Origin of the sequence: Clostridium lacusfryxellense (genome assembly GCF_018861735.1) — a bacterium.
GTDB lineage: Bacteria > Bacillota > Clostridia > Clostridiales > Clostridiaceae > Clostridium_AD > Clostridium_AD lacusfryxellense.
On sequence record NZ_JAHLEB010000069.1, the window covers coordinates 1 to 22620 of the forward strand.

Here is a 22620-nt window from a genome sequence, read left to right on the forward strand (position 1 = left end):
TTATAGATACCAGTGGAACCTGAAAAAGATGACTCCTGTGCAATACAGAAATCACCTTTTAGCATCTTAGTACTCTTTTTTATATTGTCCTTGACATAGGTACCAGTTTAATATAGCCTCTTTTATATATTATCGATTCAATTTAAAGTTCATCACATTCACATTCGTTATCAAACAAAGGTTTAAGTTTTTGATCTGGAAAGAATTTTGGAACTGGAGACCGATCAAATCTCTCACAAGGATCATCATCGTCCTCTGTTTCGCATTCACAAGGAATTGGACAATATCCGTATGCAGGAATCAATAGTTGGACAATAAGTTCACATTTTATAATAAGATGGAATCCTAAAGTGATCTCTAGGAAACTATCTCCACAATCATCTCGGCAGAAAAATCCATCTAAACATTCGGCCACCATTTCAAGTTTTATAATTCCTGAATCTATGTCCTCTGATTCTCCAGATGCAAAGCTAGCAGATATTTGCGCTATTGAATCAGGAAAATATAGTTTCGATATAATTTCTGTACGATTAATTTCATAAAATTCACATTTCGTCTTTCCATTACAGTCAATATAATCTGCATAAAATGAAATCACAAAACAAATTATTACTTTCTTATAACTTGCGTTTCTCTTAAGTGGTATTTTTTCTACTGAAATAAGTCTTAACTTAAAATCCCTGCATCCTGTAAATATCCTTGGATCTTTAAGTCTTTCGCTTCTTAACTCAGCATCAGTATCTAAAGAATCTGGTCCACAAGCATATACTAAACATCTTTTTATTAGGCACTGGTCAAAAACTTTTGGAAGTTCAACGCAAACCAGTTCAGCTGGGTCAGGAAGATGTCCTTGTTTGTTGACAATACCAGGTCTTGGAATAAACTCTTCACGAGTAATAGACATATATTATCCTCCTTTTATCTAAGGTGTTACACTTATAATATTGTATTCTCTGTATTACTGTATACACTTGACTATAAGTTGTGAGTCGGATAATTGTTTATAAAAGCAAGTATCACTTAAGTAATAATCTACAATTATCCAATACTATATTATGCTGGTACTTTATATATGGCACCTAATATTAACTATTAGGTTATATATTACTTTGTAGCAAAATATAATTTCAATAAGGAGATGAGTAATATGAAAATATGTAGTCCATGTTTATTCTACGATGATGAGAATCATCTATGGAGGTTTTATGTAAATGATAGCAAGGAGCTAATGTATAGTATTATGTATGATGAAGATAGATGGACTAAAGAGATCAAAATTGACAATAAGGTTTTAGATTTTATAGTTAATTTTGATACTAATAATAAAATTTATATCATATATAGTGTTACAGGAAGCGATCTTAAGTATTGTGTTTGGGAAAAGAATAAATGGTATGGTAAAACAATTTATTCTTTTGAAAATGAAGAGTATGAAATGACAGGATTAAACGTAATTACAATTGGTAAATTAACTCATATATTTTTCATTGGGAGAAACAATAAAAATAAAATTCAATGTTCATTAATGCATCTTTGCTTAAATGAGGAAGGAAATTCGTTTAATATAATAGATACTATAACATTTCTGGAAGAGGTTTCTTATCATTATCAGTTACAAAGCTTAGAAAATGATAATTTATCTTTAATATACATTAAACCTGAAAAAAATGAAGTCATAATAAAATACACAGAATTCAAAGAAAGTAAATGGAGTGCTTCCAAAAGGCTATATGGTATTATCGGTAATAGCATTAATTTTTGCACATTGGTAAGTTCAAATAAAATAAATATAATGAATCTATCTAAAGAAGGTTCTTTTTATTTTATAGAACATGTGGTAATAGAACCTGATGGAAAAATGAAAAGCTATAAAATTCAAGAAAGTTCCAACAAACCAATCAATTTTTTATTAATTGAAATTAGCGGAGTCCTTTGGTCAATATGGACTGAAGGTAATACTATTTTTACATCGTCATATAGCAATCAATGGAGCGAACAAAAAGAAATTTATAGCGAATTAAATAATGAATTTTTAATATATAAATACTTGTGTTTAAGTAATAAAAATAGCAATCTTAAATGTAAATATATACTTGGAACCCCACCTCCTAAAATAGATTTATTATTACCAGACTACAAAATTATAAACAATAAAAGTGACTTTCAACAACCTAGTATACCAGAAACAGAATTCGAACTAGAATCTGATCTTGTAATAAACAAACTAGATATTCGAAAAGAACTTTCAGAACTGCGAATAAATAACATAAATTTACAAAAAGATCTAATTGATTTGCAATTGAAGTATCAACAGAAACTTAGAATTATTGAGGAGTCAGAAAATGATTTTTTTAAGCTTACTAATGCAAAGAAAAAAGCTGAAGAAAAATTAAATATAATAGCTGAAATACAACAAACATCCATTAAAAAATTAAAGGTTATGGAAATTGAAAAGCTAACTACAGATCTAGTACTAAATGAATTAAAGGATAAATCAAAACACCTTACAAATGAATACGAAGGGTTGATAAAACAAAAAATATCAAAAGATATTGTTGTTAATGAACTAAACGATAGATTACAACAATTAATTACTGAAAAGGAGGGATTAAGACAAGACTTAAAATACGAAAAAAACATAGGAATTGTAGATAGAATTTTTAAAAAGAGACCTGACAGATAAATATAACATTAATAGAAATCTTCATATTATAGGGTAGTGCACTAATCAAACTATAAAAAATCAATTTAGAATTTTGATTAGACCTAAGGGAGATGTACAGAACTATGAAAGTAGCCGAGGAAAATGAGTATTTGGTTGTTTACCCAGGTCATAATACAACAACACTTTTGTACCAAAGACTTTTAAAGAAATCCTGCAATGTTGAATTAGTTTCTACACCAATAAAAATATCATATTGTTGCAGTATGTCCATAAAATTTAAAGAAGTCTATCTGGATATTATTAATGACGAAATTTTTAAAATTAATTTGAGACCAAAAGGCGTGTATAGAATTATCAAAAATGGGAGATTTGATAACTACCAAAAGATTTAGTTAAATATGTCTAGATTAATAAGGATTTGGTATTTTCAAATCCTTTATTTTATTAAGGCATATTATCTATTATTAAAGCATACTTTCTATTAAGAAGGCTAAAGGATGTGATTAAAATAGATGAACTAACTAGAAAAATTTATTATTATGTTTCAAATGCTAAAGCTGAGACTCTTACAATAATCGATGGTCTTTGTAATACTATATTAAAAGAGATTCCCATTGGAAAAAGGCCGTTAAAATTAGCTTTAAAGGATTGCAATACAATTGCTGTTGCATGTGATATTGACAATATTATTTCACTAGTAGATTGTATTAGTGGTGAAGTTAAAAATACTACCATACCTAATAATGGTAATTTACAAATTGATACCATAAACAAAAAAATATATGTTTCGAATACTTCTGAAATCAATATTTATGATATTAATCTAAAAAAATTATTAGGTAGCGTTAAAGGCTTCTTGGCAATTATTGATTTAAGACTTAATAAAGATGGGTCTATGTTATATGTATTAGATATATTACTAAAAGAGTTAAGAATTTATGAGACAAATAGTTATAAGCTTATAAATTCTTTTAAAAACCTAGGTACTAATCCATCTTATGTTTTAGTATCTAAAGATGACAAAACTGCTTATATATCAATGCAACATAAAATTTTAAAAATTGATATTGCACTAAATACTTTTACAAATTTAATTTTACCTAAAGGATCCATAATAGCTGAAATGATATTAAGCGATCATATTTTATATGTAGCAAATAAGGGTCTAAATAGAATAGAGTTAATCAATATTGATACTTATAAATTATATGATTTTATTCTTACTTCAACTCCAGAACCGATAAGGCTTTTTATAACTGATGACAATACTAAGCTTTTAGTATCAAACAGAAATCAAGAAAAATTTGGTGGTATAGATATAATAGATACAAAATCTAATTGTCTAATTGGCTCAATTTTGATGAATTCTCAAAACAGTCAGCCATATGATGTTATTTCATTGAGAATTCCATATACATATGTTCCACCAACTTTTACAACTGAATTACAGCCGAATAATCAATCAATCAGCATAATTGCGAAAAAAATATTTGCATCATACAATGAAAATATTTCTTTTAAAAATATAAATATTAATTTACCTAAAGATATAGATTCTTTTTATATCTATAATAAAATAGAATTTAAATCTGGAATTGTTGTAGAAAACTCCAAGTCCATGAGTCGAATACCAAGAGCTTTTGGAGCTACGAGCATTAAATTCATTGCTAGAGTTTATTACACAATCCATTATTTTAATAATAATATTAATTCTAGCATCAATTCGTTTTTTGAAAAACCTATAGACATCATTATAGATATTCCAAAAGAACGTGAGTTACATGAATTCGAACTTAATATTAAAACAGTAACTAACTTTATAAATAGCCCCAAAATCATCGATAACATTATTAGCTTCGGTGTCACAACTTTTATGGAATTAAAGGTAGTTGGAGAGGATGAAATATGTATTCCTAACGCAAATAAACCCTTTGTAAATATTAATGAAGACTTCGAGGAATTCTCTAGTTATGAGGACTCAATTATAACCAATGATTCTATATTTCCTAGTGATACTATTATTCCTTTTAAATAACATTTAAATTGCTTTTATTATTTTCAAAGGGACAAACCTTTCTTTACTATGTTATAATATTCTAGTATAAAAGAGGGGTGATTTTATGAGTATTATCGCAGGTGAGGGTTGTGAAATCCTAGTGCCATTAAATGATCGAAAGCCATTAGTTGATATAGAACGTAGTCTTATAACAGCTTATAGAAAACCTATTTGGTCAAAATTTGTTAAAGCTATTAAGGCTTACAATTTAGTACAGGCCGGTGATAAAATTGCCGTAGCAATCTCTGGAGGTAAGGATAGCCTTATAATGGCTAAATTATTTCAAGAGTTACAACTTCATGGTAATGTTAATTTTGAATTAGAATATATTGCAATGGATCCTGGATATCATAAAAATATAAAGGAGCTATTAATTGATAATTGCAAATATTTAAACATACCTGTTAAAATATTTGAGTCAAGAGTTTTTGATATAATTGATAACATAGCTAGTGATTATCCATGTTATATGTGTGCAAAAATGCGTCGGGGGGCCTTATATTCAAAGGCTAAAGAGCTAGGATGTAATAAACTTGCCCTTGGTCATCATTTTAATGATGTAATTGAAACCACTATGTTAAATGTTTTTTATTCAGGGAATTTTAAAACTATGCTTCCCAAATTAAAAGCTCAGAATTTTGAGTCAATGGAATTAATTCGCCCACTATATTTTATAGAAGAAGAAAACATTAAAAAGTTCACTCAAGAGAGTGGCATTTGGCCATTAAACTGTGCTTGTATGGTTGCAGCAAAAAAGATTGGTAACAAACGCAATGAAATTAAAGATTTAGTTAAAGACCTAAAGAAAATTTTTGATGGCGTTGATAAATCAATTTTTAGAGCAGCTCAGAATGTAAATTTAGATTCAATATTGGGTTGGCAAAAAAATGGTGAGAACCATTCCTACTTAGATTTATATGATGAAGATTAAAAAGCAGCAGTAGAACAATTATTGTTCTACTGCTGCTTTTTTATGTCTATTTTATATCATGTTATCAAATACTTTTATATTTTATGTATATTTTATAAAATTTTGAAAATGCTTTAAATAGAGTTTATAATAATAATATTGTATAATATAAATACAAGTTAAGTTAAGACAGATAAAAATTAACAATTAATAATTAATATTTATCGTCATTGACATACAAGGAGGAAGAATAATGAAAAAGAGAACAGTAATTTACAGCTTAATTGTAGTAGGTATTATAAGTGGTGTATTTTTAATAAATCAAAAAAACAAGAATAGTAAAATAGCGGATGTCAAAACTTCAATAGTTACACTTGGAGAACTTAAATCCTATATATCTACTACAGCAACGGTAAAGTCAAAAAATAGTAAAGATTATTTTGGTTTGCAATCTAAAATTAAAAAAGTTAATGTAAGTGTTGGTGACAATGTTAAAATTGGAGATATTTTAGTAAGTTATGAAACTCAGGATTTAAAATCACCAGTTAGTCAGGCACAACTTCAATACGATAATGCTATCCTCCAAAAAAAAGATTTATACAACCAAAGTGATGATATAAAAAGTAAAATTTCTGATTTAGATAAAGAAATTAAAACATTAGAGGAAAGTTCTAATCCAACAGATATTGCTAAATTAGAAAATAAAAAACAACAAAGAAATGCATTATCGCCAATCTCCTCTGAAAAGTTAAAACAAACAGAAAATGCAGTAAAGCTTGCAGAAATCGCCTTAAATTCAGCAAAGCAAGTCTTGTCTGATAATAAAAGCACAATAGTTGCTACTAATGCTGGCGTTGTGACGTCTTTAGCTGCCGTAGAAGGTTCTATAGGGAATATGGCTCAAGCTGCGGTTGTCGTTCAGGATGTGCAAAACTTAAAAGGAGTAGCTTCACTTGGTAAATTCGATGCAAACAAAGTTAAAGTTGGCCAGGAGGTAACCATTAAAAGTGGTAGCACTACATATAAAGGTAAAATCTCTTTTATTGAGCCAGCAGCTAAGGTAACAGTTGGAGCAACCGGAAGTGAAACAACCTTAGATGTAGCAATAGATATTTTAGACAAATCACCAGCTCTAAAGATAGATTTTGATGTGGATGTAGATATATTAGTAGAGCAAGTCGCAAATGCCATTAAGATCCCATCAGAATCATTAAAGGTAGAAAAGGGAGATAAAAATTCAGTATACGTAGTTAAAGAAAATATCGCCCATGAAATAAAAGTAAATGTTGGTACTCAATCTGATACCGAAGTACAAATAACAAAAGGTGTAACAAAGGGTGATAAGGTTATCTTGAATCCTTCAACTTCTATTGTAGACGGAACAATTGTTAAAGAGGCAACAAAATAAAATAAATGATAATTGTTTAAACTTAAGGGAATACAAGGAGGACTATATATGTTAGAAGTAACCGATCTTATAAAGATATACAAAACTGGAGATGTTGAATTTACTGCTTTAAAAAAAATTAGCCTTAAAATAGAAAAAGGAGAATTCACAGCAATAATGGGAGCTTCTGGTTCTGGCAAATCTACTTTGATGAATATACTGGGTTGTCTTGATAAAATGAATAGTGGTAAGTACATTTTAAATGGACGCGATATTTCAATTCTTAATGATAACGAGCTTGCCTATATTAGAAATAAAGAAATAGGATTTGTATTTCAATCATTTAATCTTATTCCTAGAATTAGTTTACTTGAAAATGTTCAACTTCCTATGATGTACGCAGGTGTTCCTGCCAAAGAAAGAAAAGAAAAAGCTATTTTTGCACTTGAAAAAGTAGGACTTTCTGATAGGATACATCATATGCCAAATGAAATATCCGGGGGTCAAAAACAAAGAGCTGCGATAGCAAGAGCTGTTGTTAATTCCCCCGCCGTTCTAATGGCAGATGAACCTACTGGAAACCTTGATTCCAAATCCTCAGAAGATATAATGCGCATTTTTCAAGATCTCAATAATGAAGGCTCTACAATAATAATGGTAACACACGAAAATGAAATTGCAGATCATACAAATAGAATAATAAGGTTTAAAGATGGTGAAATTGTTGCAGATTCAATAGTTGAACATAGAATCATTTTATAAGGAGAGAGAAAGTATGACTATATTTGAGAGTATAAAAACAGCCCTACAAAGTATAAAGGCAAATAAGATGCGAGCTTTCCTTACAATGCTTGGTATAATAATTGGTATAAGTTCAGTTATAACTATTGTCTCGCTTGGCCAAGGGGGCCAAAAGTCCATAACAGGTGAGTTTGAGAAATTGGGTGCATCATCTGTAACAGTAAGCGTAAGTGCAGCAGAAGCACAGTCAACGGACTATATATCATTAGATGATATAAAACAAATAAAAGAAAAGATTGAAAGCATTAAATATGCGAGTCCTTCCTTTCAAATTCGTGGAACTGTTATATCTGAGAAGCATAGTGAAGATGCCTACATGAGGGGTGGCTCTCCTGATCTTGCATATATAAATAACACAGAGATTATTTATGGAAGATATTTTAATGAAAAAGAATACGAACAAGGCAGCGCGGTTGGTATTATTGACGAATCAGATGCAATTGCCTTATTTGGTTATGGTGACGTAGTTGGTGAGAGTATAAAGGTAGGTCAGAGTAATATGATGAAAAAGATGACCATTATAGGAGTTGAGAAAGGGATATCATCACCTTTTGGAAATGGAAGAAATTCTGGAAAACCATTTATAGTAACTTCACCAGTAACATTTTTAAGTACTCTGCAGTCAATTGAATTTAAAATAAATTCTCTTACTGTGGTTGCGGATAATCAAGATAATAGTGAATCAGTAGGAAATGGTACAATAAAAATGTTAGAATCAAGACATAATAACCGAGGTAAAGAAATATATTCAGCAGATAATGCGTTAGCAATACTTGATCAAATTAACAGTGTTCTTGGAATATTTACAACGTTTATAGGCGCTGTTGCAGGTATATCCCTCCTTGTTGGAGGCATAGGTGTAATGAACATAATGCTTGTATCAGTAACAGAAAGAACTAGAGAGATAGGGATACGAAAGGCAGTTGGAGCAACTACTAAAATTATACTAATGCAGTTTTTAATTGAATCGGTTATTTTATCCGTAATGGGTGGTATAATTGGAATGATTTTAGGAATTGTTGGTGCAGAGGTAATTGGAAGTTTTGCAGGAATAACACCTGTTATATCCTTAACCTCGATAGTTGTCTCTATTTTGTTTTCTTCAGCAGTAGGTGTCTTCTTTGGCATATATCCAGCTAAGAAAGCAGCAGAACTAGACCCAATTGATGCCCTTAGGTATGAATAGAATTTAAAAGAAATTTAATTTAATAAAAAAAACTAAAAATAGTGCTTATTGGCACTATTTTTCAGTTGGCTTTAATTCTTCTATCATAAATTTATCAAAGGATATCTCCTCTATAAAATTATTTTCATCAAAGCTAATTTTACGTCTTTTATTATATTCATCAACATTTGATTTTAGCCAATAAGGTGTTGAAATGTCAAATTGGTAACATAATTCTGTTATACATAGTTTTAAATTTTCTTGGTAACTGTCATCTATTTCGGATATTGCCACTTCATCTCTTATAATTCTATTATCTTTAATTAATTTACCCCAAATTTTTAACATCTTTGCCTCCTTGCTCATCTTTGGAAGTAGATAACAGTTATAACCCGTTAATCCCCTATCATAGAAAAGATTGTATTATGTCGACTATTTTTATTAATTTTAAGTCTATCATAAACTATAGCTAAAGTCATGTTATATAACTTTTAAAATTGATTATTTTCTTTAAATAATGCAAATACTAAATTTAATATTCGATTATATATATTAAGTATAAATCATTGGAGGAGAAAACATACATGGTAAATTTAAGTGTTATTCATTATGCATATATTATCATCATTATAATAATAACTTTGATAATCGCACTTAAAAAAGATGTTATACTTCCGTGTATTTTAGGCATTGGAATAATAGGTTATATCTTTACGGGTGATATTCTTGAGGCTGTACAAATTATATATAAGGCAATAGTGGTATCTGGCAAGGAATTTATTGAGATAGTTGTAGTTATTGCATTAGTTAATGCAATGTCTAGTGCCTTACATGATATGGGTACTGATGAACTTATTATAAAACCTATGAAGAAACTAATGATAAACAAAACTATATCTTTTTTTATTCTAGGAATAACTGTAACTATAGCTTCATGGTTTATTTGGCCAACACCAGCAGTAGTTTTTATAGGAGCACTAATGGTACCTGCAGCAATAGAATCAGGATTACAACCTGTATGGGCAGCAGTAGTTTTATGTTTATTTGGCAATGGAGTAGCATTATCAAGCGATTTCGTTCTTCAAGCTGCACCCTCAATCACTGCTAAAACTGCAAACCTGCCTAATGCCTTAGGAATTATTAAAAAATGCCTTCCATTTTGGGCCGTAATGAGTATAATTACAATAACTACTGCATTCATACTTATGAAAAAAGATAAGCATACTATTATTACTAAAGTGGATCAATCCATAACTGAAACTAAAAAGCAATTATTTGGAACAAAAATAATGGCAATAATAACTCCTTTAATTTTTATATTAGATATAATACTTATAAAAAAATTACAATTTATAGGTTCTGAATCTACATCTTTAATTGGCGGAACGGCTGCGGTAATAATGATCATCTCATCCATCATTCATGTTGGTTTTATAACATCATTAGGAGAAGTTACTAAGTATATTAAAGGTGGTTTTACTTTCGGTATTAATATATTTGCACCTATTATTGTTATCGGTGCATTCTTTTTTCTGGGGAGCGTTGGAAGTGCAACTGATATATTAGGTAATGGAGCCAGTGGAATCTTAAGTGACATAGGAATGTATTTAGCAAGCAAGATACCTTTATCTAAATATTCCGTTGTAGGAATACAAACAGCAGTAAGCACACTTATTGGATTTAGCGGGTCAGGGTTTGCAGGTCTTCCACTAGTAGGTACTTTAGCTAATACCTTTTCAAGCGCCATTAATGTAGACAAAGAGAGTATTGCAGCTTTTGGTCAAATCATTACAGTATGGATAGGTGGGGGAACCATAATTCCGTGGAGCGTAGTTGCAGCTGCAGGCATATGTAAGGTTGAACCTTTTGAAGTAGCTCGAAAGAATATTATACCTGTTGCATGTGGAATAGTTGCTACAGTGCTACTAGCTATGATAATATTATAGTGATTGATTTAGAATATAATAATTAACTTTAAGGAGAATTTTAAAAATGAACATTCAATGTTTTGGAAGAAAAAAGTGTTTTGATACGCAAAAAACGGAAAGATTTTTTAAAGAACGGAATATAAAATACCAATTTATAGATCTAAATATTAAAGAATTAAGTAAGGGTGAACTAAACAGTGTTAAAAATGCTGTAGGATTAAATAATTTAATAAATACAAAATCAAAAGATTATAAAAAATTAAATTTAGATCAAATTAGAGGAGAGGAGACTAAAGAGGAGATTTTATTGAAAAATCCAAAGCTCTATAAAACTCCTATAGTGCGTAATGGAAAAGATGCCACTGTTGGTTATGTACCAGATATATGGACAACCTGGGAATAGTATTAATAACTAAAAAAGGAGATACCCCTAAGGTTACCTCCTACAATATAGCGGTGAAAAGTAAATATTATCTATACTTCAAATATCCCGATAATCTCGGGATTAATTTTTTAGCTAATGTTATTGATATTATTGCTTTTATAATATCACCAGGTATAAATGGCAGACAAGCAAATTTAAGTGCTTGATAAAAGTCTATGCCTTTACCTAAATAATATGTAAAGATTACATAAAAGTAAGGAACCCCTATAATATAAATTATTAAACTTCCTACTATTACTGCATATATTATTTTAGGAAGAGACTTATTTTTCTCTGTAAGCCTTCCTATTACATAAGAAGCAACTATATAACCAATGAGGAAGCCAAAAGTAGGGCTAACTATAGACGTTAATCCTCCCCTTCCACCTGAAAAAATAGGTAGTCCAATTAAACCTAGAATAACATATATAATTTGAGATAAAGCGCCTAACTTAGCGCCAATTATAAGTCCTGATAAAACAACAAAAATTGTTTGCATTGTTATAGGTACAGGTCCCAGCGGTATAGAAATAAAGGCGCTCATTGCTGTTAATGAGGTGAATAATGCAGTAATTATAAGCTCTCTTGTAGTTAATTTCAAAAATATTCCTCCCTTATCCTATAATTTCAAATAATCTATTACCTTTTAAAACAAATAGAATATCCAACGCAGATTGTAAACCTCGTCTGTATTATAGGTTTACAATGATTTTATCATGATTTATTTTATAAGTCAAACAAACAATTAGGTGGTGTTAACATTGTCTTTAACTAATTTCTTTAAGTTCATTGAAATTCAAACAAAACTTGCCAGTATGATACCATTTATAATAGGAACATTATATTCAATATATCGGTTTAAAAGTTTCATTCCTAAAAATTTTATTATTATGGGTATATCACTATTAGCGTTTGACATGGCTACTACAGCAATAAATAATTATATAGATTATATAAAGGATTTAAAGCATTATAAAGAGGATTTAAAGAAAAAATACGATTATGATAATAAAATAGTTAAATACGGTATCAAAGAATCCTTAGCTATTGGTATAATTTTTATCTTACTTGCAATAGCAATCTTTTGTGGGATTTTATTAACTTTAAACACTAATATTATTGTACTTTTTATTGGTATTATTTCATTCATAGCAGGTATACTTTATACATATGGGCCTATTCCAATATCACGCATGCCACTTGGTGAAATTTTTTCTGGATTTTTTATGGGATTTGTAATTCTATTTTTGTCGTGTTATATTCATATATTCAATAGTAATATACTTATATTCTCATACAGTAATAGTATATTAAATATTAGTATAAACCTAGTGGAAGTACTTTATATATTTCTAATTTCCATACCTACAATTAGTGGAATAGCAAACATAATGCTTGCAAATAACATTTGTGATCTTGAAGAGGATATAAATAATAATAGATACACATTGCCTTACTATTTAGGTAAAAAAAATGCACTTACTCTATTTAAATATCTATATTACATATCATACCTAGATATTATAGTTTTAGTTTTATTAAAAGTTACACCAATGATATCATTGCTGGTACTACTAACTATAATTCCTATATATAAAAATATAAAATTATTTCATAAGAGTCCTATTAAAAGTGAAACCTTCATTCTATCGGTGAAAAATTTTGCAATAATGAACCTAACACATATATTAGCAATAGGAATAGCACTTGTATTTAATTAAATTAGGAGGTTATCTTTTGAATAAAAAACTTATTATTAATAAAACAAAAGAATTTGTAAAAAGCAAACTTGGTGGAGAAGGCACTGGTCATGACTGGTGGCATATATTGAGAGTTTATAAAACTTCTGTCTATATAGGAGAAAAAGAAAATGCTGATATGTTTGTAGTTGAATTAGCTGCTTTATTACATGATATTGCAGATTGGAAATTTAATGATGGTAATAGTGACATAGGTCCTAAACTATCAAGTGATTGGCTAAAAAGCATGGGGGTTGATGAACCCATTATTAATAAGATTACAAACATAATAAGAACTATATCTTTTAAGGGTGGCACCACAAATGCTAACCAGGAAACAATAGAAGGAAAAGTTGTTCAAGATGCTGATAGATTAGACGCAATTGGAGCTATTGGCATTGCAAGAGCTTTTGCTTATGGTGGATACAAAGAAAGAGAACTATACAATCCTAATATTAAACCTCAAAAATATGAAGATTTTCAGCAATATAAAAATAGTGTTGATACTACTGTTAACCACTTTTATGAAAAACTTTTATTGCTAAAGGATTTAATGAATACTAAGTCAGGTAAGTCTATGGCAAAAGAAAGGCATAGATTTATGGAGGACTATTTAGATACTTTCTATAGAGAATGGGATTGCATTGAGATAGAATAAATAGTCATAACTTAAATATTCGATATTAAAGTAAGACCAAAATAAAGGTCTTATTTTTTTGCCCATAATTGCACATACTATAAGTGTAATTGCTTATTGACAAAATATATTTAAACGGTTACAATAAGCTTAACCGGTTCACTTAATCGGTTAAGTAAAAAAGAGGTGATCTATCAAATGAGTAAAACTTGCATACTTGGAAGTTTAAATATGGATATTGTATTAAAAGTAGAGAACATGGCAAAAATAGGTGAAACTATTTTTGCAAAGAGTATAGCTACTATTCCTGGTGGTAAAGGAGCAAATCAGGCAATTGCATCTAGACGTATGGGTTCAGATGTCTTTATGATAGGCAAGGTTGGTTTAGACACTAACGGTGAATATTTATTAAATAAGCTCAATAGTGATGGCATAAATACAGACTATATTTTTAAGGATAATAATGAGACAACTGGTACAGCTATAATAAATGTTAATAGCGAAGGTAATAATTCTATAGTTGTAGTAGCAGGTGCTAATATGAAGATAAATTTAGAAGAAATAAAACAAAGTTATTCAATTATAAAGGATTGTGATGTAATAATTGCACAATTTGAAACACCAAGTGAAATCACAATGGAGGCTTTTAGTTATGCAAAATCTAAAGGTGTCACTACAATTTTAAACCCAGCTCCGGCAAAAAAAATAAATCATGAATTATTAAAGTATGTAGATATAATAATTCCTAATGAAACAGAAGCTTATGATATTACAGGTGTTATGGTTAACGATTTAGAAAGTGCTAAAAAGGCTGCTCTACATTTCATATTAATGGGAGTGCATACAGTTATAATAACTCTCGGTTCAAAGGGCGCTGCATTAATAACTAAAGAAAGGTCAGAATTAATTCCAGCAATTAAGGTCAATGCTATTGATTCAACTGCTGCAGGAGATAGTTTTATAGGAGCAGTAGCAAGTAAATTAGGAACAAAGGATTTAAGCTATGAAAATATTAAAAAAGCTATTATTTTTGGAAATAGAGTTTCTTCAATAGTTGTTCAAAGAGCAGGTGCGCAGCCCTCAATTCCCACAATGAAAGAGGTAATAGACATATACGGTGAAGATATACTTTAACATATTAATATTTACACTCGAAGAATACAAGGAGACGACATTATGAAAAAAACTGCATTACTAAATTCACAAATATGTGAAGTAATTTCTAAAATGGGGCATAAAGACATGTTGGCTATAGGAGACTGTGGGCTACCAATACCAGATAACACTCGAAGAATTGATATTGCATTAATAAAGAATATACCAGGATTTATTGATACTTTAAAATCAGTATTAACAGAGCTTCAGATAGAGGAAGTAATTCTTGCTAAGGAGACTTTTGACAATAGTCATGATGTCTACACAGAAATTAAAAAATTAGTTGGTGATGTTAAAATATCATTTATATCTCACGAAGAGCTCAAATCTGAGTTAAAACAATGTAAAGCAGTTATAAGAACTGGTGAACAAACAGCCTATGCAAATGTAATACTAAAATCTGGTGTTGTATTCTAACTATAATGTATTGTGAATAATTTTAAGGAGGAGATTTGATGACTAACATAGATCCAATACTTCAGATGAAAAATGTTTCAAAATCCTTTCCGGGAGTAAAAGCTCTTGAAGATGTTAGACTGGAAGCTTATAGTGGGGAAGTTCTTGCTCTTCTTGGAGAGAATGGTGCAGGAAAATCTACTTTGATGAAGATTTTAAGTGGAGTATATAATATGGATGCAGGAAGCATCATAATGCAAGGTCAGAATGTTGCTATAAAAAATATAAGAGATGCTGAAAACCTTGGAATAGCAATTATACATCAAGAACTAAGTCTTCTATCTAACTTAAGTATATGGGAAAATATATTCTTAGGTAATGAGGTGTTTAATGGACTAACAAGAAAGATAAATAAAAAAGTTTTACGAAAAAAATCAGAAATTCTACTTAAAGATATTGGATTTAATATTGATGTAGATATCTTAGTCAAAAATTTAAATGTAGGTGAAAAGCAACTAATAGAGATTGCAAAAGCCCTATCCAAAAATTCAAAAGTAATAATAATGGATGAACCTACAACTGCATTAACTGATGTTGAGACAGATAATCTTTTCAGAGTAATTAACAAACTTAAAAACGAAAATATGGGTATCATATACATATCTCATAGAATGGATGAAATATTCCGTATTTGTGACAGAATTACCGTTTTGAGAGATGGTAAATATATTGGAGAAGTTAAGACATCAGATATTACAAAAGATGATTTAATATCAATGATGGTTGGAAGAAAACTAGAAGAACAGTTTCCGTATAGAGATTCACCTAAGGGGAAGACCCTTTTAAGAGTTGAAAACTTAAATTTCGGTGAAAAGGTCCGAAATGTTAATTTTGAGGCAAAAGGTGGAGAAATCTTAGGTATATCAGGACTCATGGGTTCAGGTCGAACAGAAATGGCAAAAACTATATTTGGGGAATATAAGAAATCTTCTGGTAAAATTTTTATTGATGATGAAGAAGTTAATGTTCACTCCCCTAAGGATTCTATTAATAATGGTGTTTGCTATCTTTCAGAGGATAGGAAACAAGAAGGTCTTATCCTTGGTATGTCAGTTGGAAACAATATGACATTAGCTAACCTTAAAAAATATGAAAATGGAGTTAAACGCATAAATAAAGTAGAGGAAGATAAAACGATTCAAGAATATATAAAGAAACTTTCTATAAAGACCCCCAGTGCAGATCAGCTAATAAAATATTTAAGTGGTGGTAATCAGCAAAAGGTTATATTAGCGAAATGGCTAATGCTAACACCAAAGGTACTAATTATAGACGAGCCAACTAGAGGCATAGATGTCGGTGCAAAAAAAGAAATCTATGATGTTCTAAATGAATTAAAATCCATGGGTAAATCAATTATTATGATATCTTCTGACATGGCTGAAATAATGGGAATTTGCGATAGAATTTTAATCATGCACGAAGGTAGCATATCAGGTGAACTTAATCGGAAAGACGCTTCACAAGAAGCAATTATGAAATATGCAGTGGGTATAAACGATTAGCATTTAAAAATGTTAATTAACGCGATGGAAGGAGTTTATATTATGAAAACCAATTTTAAAAGTGCAATTTTAAAGTATAAATCATTAGTAGGTCTATTTATATTATGTATAGTAATATCTTTCATTTCACCTAGATTTTTAGGATATGCAAATATTAAAAATGTACTAACTCAGGTTTCAGTAAACGCAGTTATAGCTATAGGTATGTCTTTTGTAATCCTTACTGGAGGAATTGATTTATCTGTTGGCTCAATACTTGCAGTAAGTGGCGCAGTAGCAGCAAGTATTGCAAAGTCCACAGGCAATTTATTTTTAGCAATAATTGTGGCTATAGCAATTGGCTGTTTTATAGGACTTATAAATGGTTTACTTATTTCAAAAGGTAGAATTCAAGCTTTTATAGCTACACTTGCTACTATGATTATATTTAGAGGTATTACCTATGTCTTCACAAATGGCATACCTATTTCAGGACTAGGACAAAGTTTTTCTGGAATAGGTAATAAAATGTTTTTAGGTTTACCTATTCCAGTTGCAATTATGGTTATAGTATTTGGAATAGCATTTTACATTTTGAGTCAAACTAGATATGGTAGATATCTTTATGCATTAGGTGGAAATGAAGACTCTGCAAGATTATCAGGTATTAATACAGATAAAATTAAAACGCTAGTATATGTTATATGTGGTGCAACAGCAGCTTTAAGCGGAATAATTGTCACAAGCAGAATAGGTTCAGCTTCCCCAAATGCAGGAGTAGGATTTGAATTAGACGCAATAGCTGCTGTGGTACTCGGCGGTACTAGTTTAGCCGGTGGAGAAGGAAGCGTAGTAGGCACAATAATCGGTGCTTTAATAATAGGTGTACTTAACAATGGTCTTAATCTTATGAATGTGTCACCATTTTATCAATCAATAATCAAAGGATTAGTTATTTTATTGGCTGTTCTAGTTGAAAAAAAGAAAAAATAAAAATTGGAGGATGATTTAAATGAAAAAAAATGCAAAATTACTATCATTAACTTTATCAACATTATTAATTATGGGAACTATGGTTGGATGTAGTACACAAAAGGCTACAGACGGTGGAAAGAAAATTGGGATGGTAGTTTCGACTCTTAATAATCCGTTTTTTGTATCAATGAAAGCAGGAGCTGAGAAAAAAGCTAAGGAATTGGGGTACGAACTTGTAGTTCTTGACTCACAAAATGATGCAGCAAAAGAAAGATCTAATGTAGAAGACTTAGTTCAACAAGGAATAGTTGATTTAATAATAAATCCAACAGATAGTGATGCTGTTGTAAACTCTATAACATTTGCCAACGATAGCAAAATAAAAGTTATAACTGTAGATAGAAAAGCAAACGGTGGAGAAGTTGCTTGCCACGTTGCATCTGATAACGTAAAAGGTGGAGAGATGGCTGCACAGTTCATCCTTGAAAAATTAAATGGAAAAGGAAACATAGTAGAATTACAAGGAATTCCAGGCGCTTCTGCTACAAGAGATAGAGGTCAAGGTTTTCATAATATAGTGGATAAAAATGCTGCTGTTAAAGTTGTTGCAAGCCAAGCAGCAGATTTTGATAGACAAAAGGGACTAAATGTAACTGAAAATATTATACAAGCAACTCCAAAGTTCGAAGCAATATTTGCTCATAACGATGAAATGGCGTTAGGTGCTATAAAAGCAACAAAAGCAGCTAATAAAGATGTTATAATTGTAGGTTTTGACGGTAATGATGAGGCTAAAGCTGCAGTCAAGAGTGGAGATTTAACAGCTACAATAGCTCAAAAACCAGACTTAATGGGATCAATTGCAGTAGAAAATGCAATTAAAATAGCAAAAGGTGAAACAGTTAATAAAGAAGTTCCAGTAGATCTTGAGCTAATAAAAAAGTAATAAGTTGAAATTTTCCCATGATCATGATAAAAAATATCAAATAAAAATTTTGTGGCCCAGGGGATTATCCTCTGGGTTATAAATTTATATAGTGTTTCAAAACAAGCTATATTTTGGTATAATTTTAAATAATAATAACTTTATAAAAAGGAACTGTAAATTGGAGGAAAATTATGAGTAAGATTACAATGAAGGATATAGCAGAAATGGCCGGCGTTTCGAAGGCGACAGTTTCTATGGTTATGAATAAAAAGGATGCTAGCATAAGCGACACAACGCGAAAAAAGATATTGAAAATTGCTAAGGAAATGAGTTATATTCCTAATTCTATAGCAAGAAGTCTTAGTACCAATAAATCAGGCACTATAGGAATCATACTTCCGGATATTACAAACCCATTTTTCGCTGAAATGGCTAGAGCTGTAGAAGATGAGGCGGAAAGATTAGAATATAATTTAATTATATGCAACACGGATAATGATATTCACAAAGAAAAAAAATACATCCAACTTCTTATAAGCAAACTCATCGATGGCATAATATTTATGTCTGGTGGTAAAAGTAATGAAAGTATTACCTTGCTTAAAAACAATAATGTTCCTTTTGTATTAGTTGATAGATATATTGATGGTTATAAAGATGATTATGGTGTTTTTTGTTTAAATAATCAAGGCGTAAAAGATGGGATTAGGTATTTATATGAAAAGGGAAATCGTAAGATAGCATTTGTTAAAGGTAGTGAAAATCTAGAGATTTCAAATCAAAGACTAGAAGGATATATCGATCAAATGATGAATTATGGAATATACGATGAAAAATATATATTTAAGGGTGAATTTAATCTTGAAGGAGGTATACTTGCTACTGAAAAAATAATAAGTACCTTTGACAAAATAGACGCTATTTTTTATAGTAATGATATGATGGCAATTGGTGGAATGAAAACACTCCTTAGAAATGGATATAAAATACCAATGGATATATCCGTTGTTGGCTTTGATAATATTCGAATAGCAGCTGTGATCGAACCAGAGCTTACAACAATAGCGCAACCTATATATATAATGGGAAAAAAAGCTTGCTGTATTTTGATAGATATAATAAATGGTAATATACCTACTGAAAAGCAAGTATACTTCGAAACTAAGCTTATTGTTCGAGGAACAGCATAAATAGCTATACTTGCTAATCAAATCATAAGTGCTTTTTTAGAAAATATTACCTTATATTTCCTTGGAAATATAAGGTAATATTTTCTGCATTTCCAGCTGTATTTCCTAAACCTATCTATTTATAAGCATTTTAAAAACCTATAATTATCATTCACACATTGTTAACATGTTTGCCATTAGAGTGCCATAGTATAACTTTATTATATAGATAAGGATAAAAAACTAATTTCTACTACCTCTGTGAACCTCCTTTTGCAGAGGTAGTTTTCATATTAATTTGCATTAGATAAAATATAATAATTTTGATAATTGGCAGTAGTGTAATATAATATAGGAAGTATTATATTATTAAGTTAAAAATCAGTTTTAATATTACAAATAATACTGATTTAAAAGAAGTTTTTAATAAAGGAGAAATATTATGGAAACCATTTTAATAGTTGATGATGAAGAAAGAATTAGAAATCTTGTATCTATATATTTAAGGAAAGAACAATATAATATCTTGCAAGCTGAAAACGGTAGTGAGGCTATTAATATTTTTAATAAATCTAAAGTAGATTTGGTTATTCTAGATGTAATGATGCCAATTATGGATGGGTGGGATGTTTGTAAGGAAATAAGAAAAACATCCAATATACCAGTTATAATGCTAACCGCTAAATCTGAAGAAGATGATGAATTATTGGGATTTGAATTAGGAACGGACCATTATATTACTAAACCATTTGTTCCAAAGTTATTAGTTGCAAAAGTAAAAGCAATTATACGCCGTACTCACACTAGTGAGATAGACTTAAAGGAAGAAAGTAGCTTTGATGGCCTAATAGTTGATAATTTAAGTCATGAAGTTACCGTAGACAATATTGAAATAAACCTATCTCCAAAGGAATTTGAATTATTGAATTATTTTATACTAAATAAGAGAATTGTATTAAGTCGCGAAAAAATATTAGATGCTTTATGGGGTATTGACTACTTTGGAGATTTAAGGACTGTGGATACTGTTATAAAAAGGTTAAGAGAAAAGCTAGGTGAAAAGTCGTACCTTATAGCTACGATAAGAGGTTCAGGATACAAATTCGAGGTGAAAAATGAAAAGTAAAAAGAGCATAACAAGAAAACTATTTGCTATAACAACTATAGTTTTCGTACTTTTTATAACTACTAATTTAATAGTTCAATCTGCATTTTTTGAACAATTTTATATGAAATGGAAAAAAGATAATCTTGAAAATAATCTAGTTAAATTTAAAAGTGAATATATAAAGCTCAATAAAAGCGAAGACGAAATACAATTAATTAGTACTTTTGAAGAAGAAAATGGCTATAAAATAATTATACGAGACAGTTTGGGAAATTTAAAATATCTTACACAAACAGCTGACGAGAGAAAAGACTCACTTAAAGCTAGAATTATAAATCAAATAATGTCATCAGAGATAGAAAATAGCGGTGGTTTTACTAAATTTAAAAAAGAGAAAAATCCTTTAATATTTATTACTGAAAGCAATCCAGATATGGCAAAAAGCGTTGCTGGAATATCTTATGATGAAAATAAAGGTGAGATTATATATGCTTATTCTTCACTACAACCAATAAACGAAGCCGTACAAGTTATAAAAGAATTTTATTTGTACTTCTACATTGGAGCACTAATTGTCATTCTATTTCTATCTTTTATTTACTCAAATATGATTGCAAAACCATTGATAAAAATAACTAAAACAGCAGGGAAAATGGCTAGACTTGATTTTACAGAAAAATGTGAAGTTAAAAGTGAAGATGAAATAGGCGCTTTAGCTACTTCGCTTAACCTTTTATCTGAAAATTTAAACGAATCATTAACCTCACTCAAAGATGCTAATGCACAATTAGAAAAAGATATTGAGAAAGAAAAGAAATTAACAGAAATGAGAAAAGACTTTGTGGCATCAGTTTCTCATGAGCTTAAGACTCCTATAACCCTTATAGAAGGGTACACATTAGCTTTAAACGATGATGTACTAGAAGGCGAGGAAAAACAATATTTTATTGATGTCATAATGGATGAATCAAGAAAAATGAACAATTTAGTATCCGATATGTTGAACTTATCTCAGCTAGAATCAGGTAATTTTAATTTAATTAAAGAAGAGTTTTTTCTTGATGAACTACTTAAACCAGTTACTAAGAAATATTCCTCTCTACTTAATGAAAAAAATATTAAACTAGAATTAAATTTAATTGAGAATATAAAAGTAAATGCTGATTGGACAAGAATCGAGCAGGTAATTACAAACTATATGACCAATGCAATAAGGCATACTTATGATGGTGGTTTTATAACTGTAACAATGGTACATAAAGAGGACACCATTTGTGTTGAAGTTGAAAATAGTGGCAATGGAATTGAGGCTTGTGAAACAGATAAGATATGGGATAACTTTTATAAAATTGATAAGTCAAGAACTAGAAAGCTTGGTGGCACGGGCCTAGGGCTATCAATCGTTAAAAATATAGTATTACTTCACGGCGGTAGTTGCGGAGTCGAAAATACAGAAAGCGGAGTTAAATTCTATTTTATCTTAATTAAGCAATAATTATATAAAGAGCATATGTAAATTTTTGAGGGTGTAAATTATTTTGTGTATTCTCTTTCTTTAAGCAAAATAATTGGACTATTTAATTTTAAAAATATGTCATTAAAGTAGATAAAAGTTGTTACTTTATCATTACTT

Annotated in this window: 22 protein-coding genes; 19 read left to right on the plus strand and 3 right to left on the minus strand. The window is 29.8% G+C overall.

Annotation, left to right across the window (positions count from 1 at the left end):
• Positions 1-142: 142 nt before the first annotated feature.
• Entirely contained in the window at positions 143-904 is a 762-nt protein-coding gene (locus KPL55_RS22990; RefSeq protein WP_216309099.1) for a hypothetical protein, read from the minus strand.
• A 243-nt stretch (positions 905-1147) separates the two neighbouring features.
• Here KPL55_RS22990 and KPL55_RS22995 point away from each other — a divergent pair, with 243 nt between their 5' ends.
• The 7 genes from KPL55_RS22995 to KPL55_RS23025 all read left to right on the plus strand — a co-directional run bounded on the left by KPL55_RS22995 (position 1148) and on the right by KPL55_RS23025 (position 9005).
• Positions 1148-2683 (plus strand): hypothetical protein, encoded by a 1536-nt coding sequence (locus KPL55_RS22995; protein WP_216309100.1) that lies wholly within the window; start codon positions 1148-1150, stop codon positions 2681-2683.
• Positions 2684-2787: 104 nt separating this feature from the next.
• Positions 2788-3057, plus strand: a complete 270-nt coding sequence (locus KPL55_RS23000) for a putative Se/S carrier-like protein (RefSeq protein WP_216309101.1) — start codon at positions 2788-2790, stop codon at positions 3055-3057.
• 107 nt (positions 3058-3164) lie between these two features.
• Positions 3165-4700, plus strand: a complete 1536-nt coding sequence (locus KPL55_RS23005) for a YncE family protein (RefSeq protein WP_216309102.1) — start codon at positions 3165-3167, stop codon at positions 4698-4700.
• A gap of 85 nt (positions 4701-4785) precedes the next feature.
• Entirely contained in the window at positions 4786-5652 is an 867-nt protein-coding gene (locus KPL55_RS23010; RefSeq protein ID WP_216309103.1) for a tRNA 2-thiocytidine biosynthesis TtcA family protein, read from the plus strand.
• Between the two features lie 232 nt (positions 5653-5884).
• Complete coding sequence (locus KPL55_RS23015; RefSeq protein ID WP_216309104.1) at positions 5885-7039, plus strand: efflux RND transporter periplasmic adaptor subunit; 1155 nt, start codon at positions 5885-5887, stop codon at positions 7037-7039.
• A 48-nt stretch (positions 7040-7087) separates the two neighbouring features.
• Entirely contained in the window at positions 7088-7780 is a 693-nt protein-coding gene (locus KPL55_RS23020; protein ID WP_216309105.1) for an ABC transporter ATP-binding protein, read from the plus strand.
• Positions 7781-7793: 13 nt separating this feature from the next.
• Positions 7794-9005 (plus strand): ABC transporter permease, encoded by a 1212-nt coding sequence (locus tag KPL55_RS23025; RefSeq protein WP_216309106.1) that lies wholly within the window; start codon positions 7794-7796, stop codon positions 9003-9005.
• 54 nt (positions 9006-9059) lie between these two features.
• Here the strand turns inward: KPL55_RS23025 and KPL55_RS23030 are convergent, their stop codons facing one another.
• Positions 9060-9332 carry a hypothetical protein gene (locus KPL55_RS23030; RefSeq protein ID WP_216309107.1) on the minus strand — a complete coding sequence of 91 codons (273 nt, stop codon included), beginning with the start codon at positions 9330-9332 and terminating at the stop codon, positions 9060-9062.
• A 236-nt stretch (positions 9333-9568) separates the two neighbouring features.
• Here KPL55_RS23030 and KPL55_RS23035 point away from each other — a divergent pair, with 236 nt between their 5' ends.
• Together KPL55_RS23035 and KPL55_RS23040 are read left to right on the plus strand one after the other, a co-directional pair.
• The gene (locus tag KPL55_RS23035) at positions 9569-10930 is read left to right on the plus strand and encodes a hypothetical protein (protein ID WP_216309108.1); all 1362 of its coding nucleotides are present in this window, start codon (positions 9569-9571) and stop codon (positions 10928-10930) included.
• A 46-nt stretch (positions 10931-10976) separates the two neighbouring features.
• Complete coding sequence (locus KPL55_RS23040; protein ID WP_216309109.1) at positions 10977-11315, plus strand: arsenate reductase family protein; 339 nt, start codon at positions 10977-10979, stop codon at positions 11313-11315.
• 67 nt (positions 11316-11382) lie between these two features.
• On the opposite strand, the gene KPL55_RS23045 is transcribed toward KPL55_RS23040, so the two are convergent.
• Entirely contained in the window at positions 11383-11937 is a 555-nt protein-coding gene (locus KPL55_RS23045) for a biotin transporter BioY (RefSeq protein ID WP_216309110.1), read from the minus strand.
• 160 nt (positions 11938-12097) lie between these two features.
• Here KPL55_RS23045 and menA point away from each other — a divergent pair, with 160 nt between their 5' ends.
• The 10 genes from menA (at position 12098) to KPL55_RS23095 (ending at position 22482) form a co-directional block, all read left to right on the plus strand.
• Positions 12098-13057 (plus strand): 1,4-dihydroxy-2-naphthoate polyprenyltransferase, encoded by a 960-nt coding sequence (gene menA, locus KPL55_RS23050; RefSeq protein WP_216309111.1) that lies wholly within the window; start codon positions 12098-12100, stop codon positions 13055-13057.
• Between the two features lie 16 nt (positions 13058-13073).
• Complete coding sequence (locus KPL55_RS23055; protein WP_216309112.1) at positions 13074-13733, plus strand: HD domain-containing protein; 660 nt, start codon at positions 13074-13076, stop codon at positions 13731-13733.
• A 177-nt stretch (positions 13734-13910) separates the two neighbouring features.
• Complete coding sequence (rbsK, locus tag KPL55_RS23060) at positions 13911-14846, plus strand: ribokinase (protein ID WP_216309113.1); 936 nt, start codon at positions 13911-13913, stop codon at positions 14844-14846.
• Positions 14847-14888: 42 nt separating this feature from the next.
• Entirely contained in the window at positions 14889-15284 is a 396-nt protein-coding gene (gene rbsD / locus KPL55_RS23065; RefSeq protein ID WP_216309114.1) for a D-ribose pyranase, read from the plus strand.
• Between the two features lie 38 nt (positions 15285-15322).
• On the plus strand, positions 15323-16828 hold the full coding sequence (locus KPL55_RS23070) for a sugar ABC transporter ATP-binding protein (RefSeq protein WP_216309115.1): 1506 nt from the start codon (positions 15323-15325) through the stop codon (positions 16826-16828).
• 42 nt (positions 16829-16870) lie between these two features.
• Positions 16871-17800, plus strand: coding sequence for an ABC transporter permease subunit (locus KPL55_RS23075; protein WP_216309116.1), 930 nt, complete (start codon positions 16871-16873; stop codon positions 17798-17800).
• Positions 17801-17819: 19 nt separating this feature from the next.
• Positions 17820-18728 (plus strand): ribose ABC transporter substrate-binding protein RbsB, encoded by a 909-nt coding sequence (gene rbsB, locus KPL55_RS23080; RefSeq protein WP_216309117.1) that lies wholly within the window; start codon positions 17820-17822, stop codon positions 18726-18728.
• Positions 18729-18901: 173 nt separating this feature from the next.
• Entirely contained in the window at positions 18902-19900 is a 999-nt protein-coding gene (locus tag KPL55_RS23085; RefSeq protein ID WP_216309118.1) for a LacI family DNA-binding transcriptional regulator, read from the plus strand.
• Positions 19901-20318: 418 nt separating this feature from the next.
• Positions 20319-21005, plus strand: coding sequence for a response regulator transcription factor (locus KPL55_RS23090; RefSeq protein ID WP_312887379.1), 687 nt, complete (start codon positions 20319-20321; stop codon positions 21003-21005).
• Entirely contained in the window at positions 20995-22482 is a 1488-nt protein-coding gene (locus KPL55_RS23095; protein ID WP_216309120.1) for a sensor histidine kinase, read from the plus strand. Before KPL55_RS23090 ends, KPL55_RS23095 begins: the two co-directional genes overlap by 11 nt.
• Positions 22483-22620 lie beyond the last annotated feature (138 nt).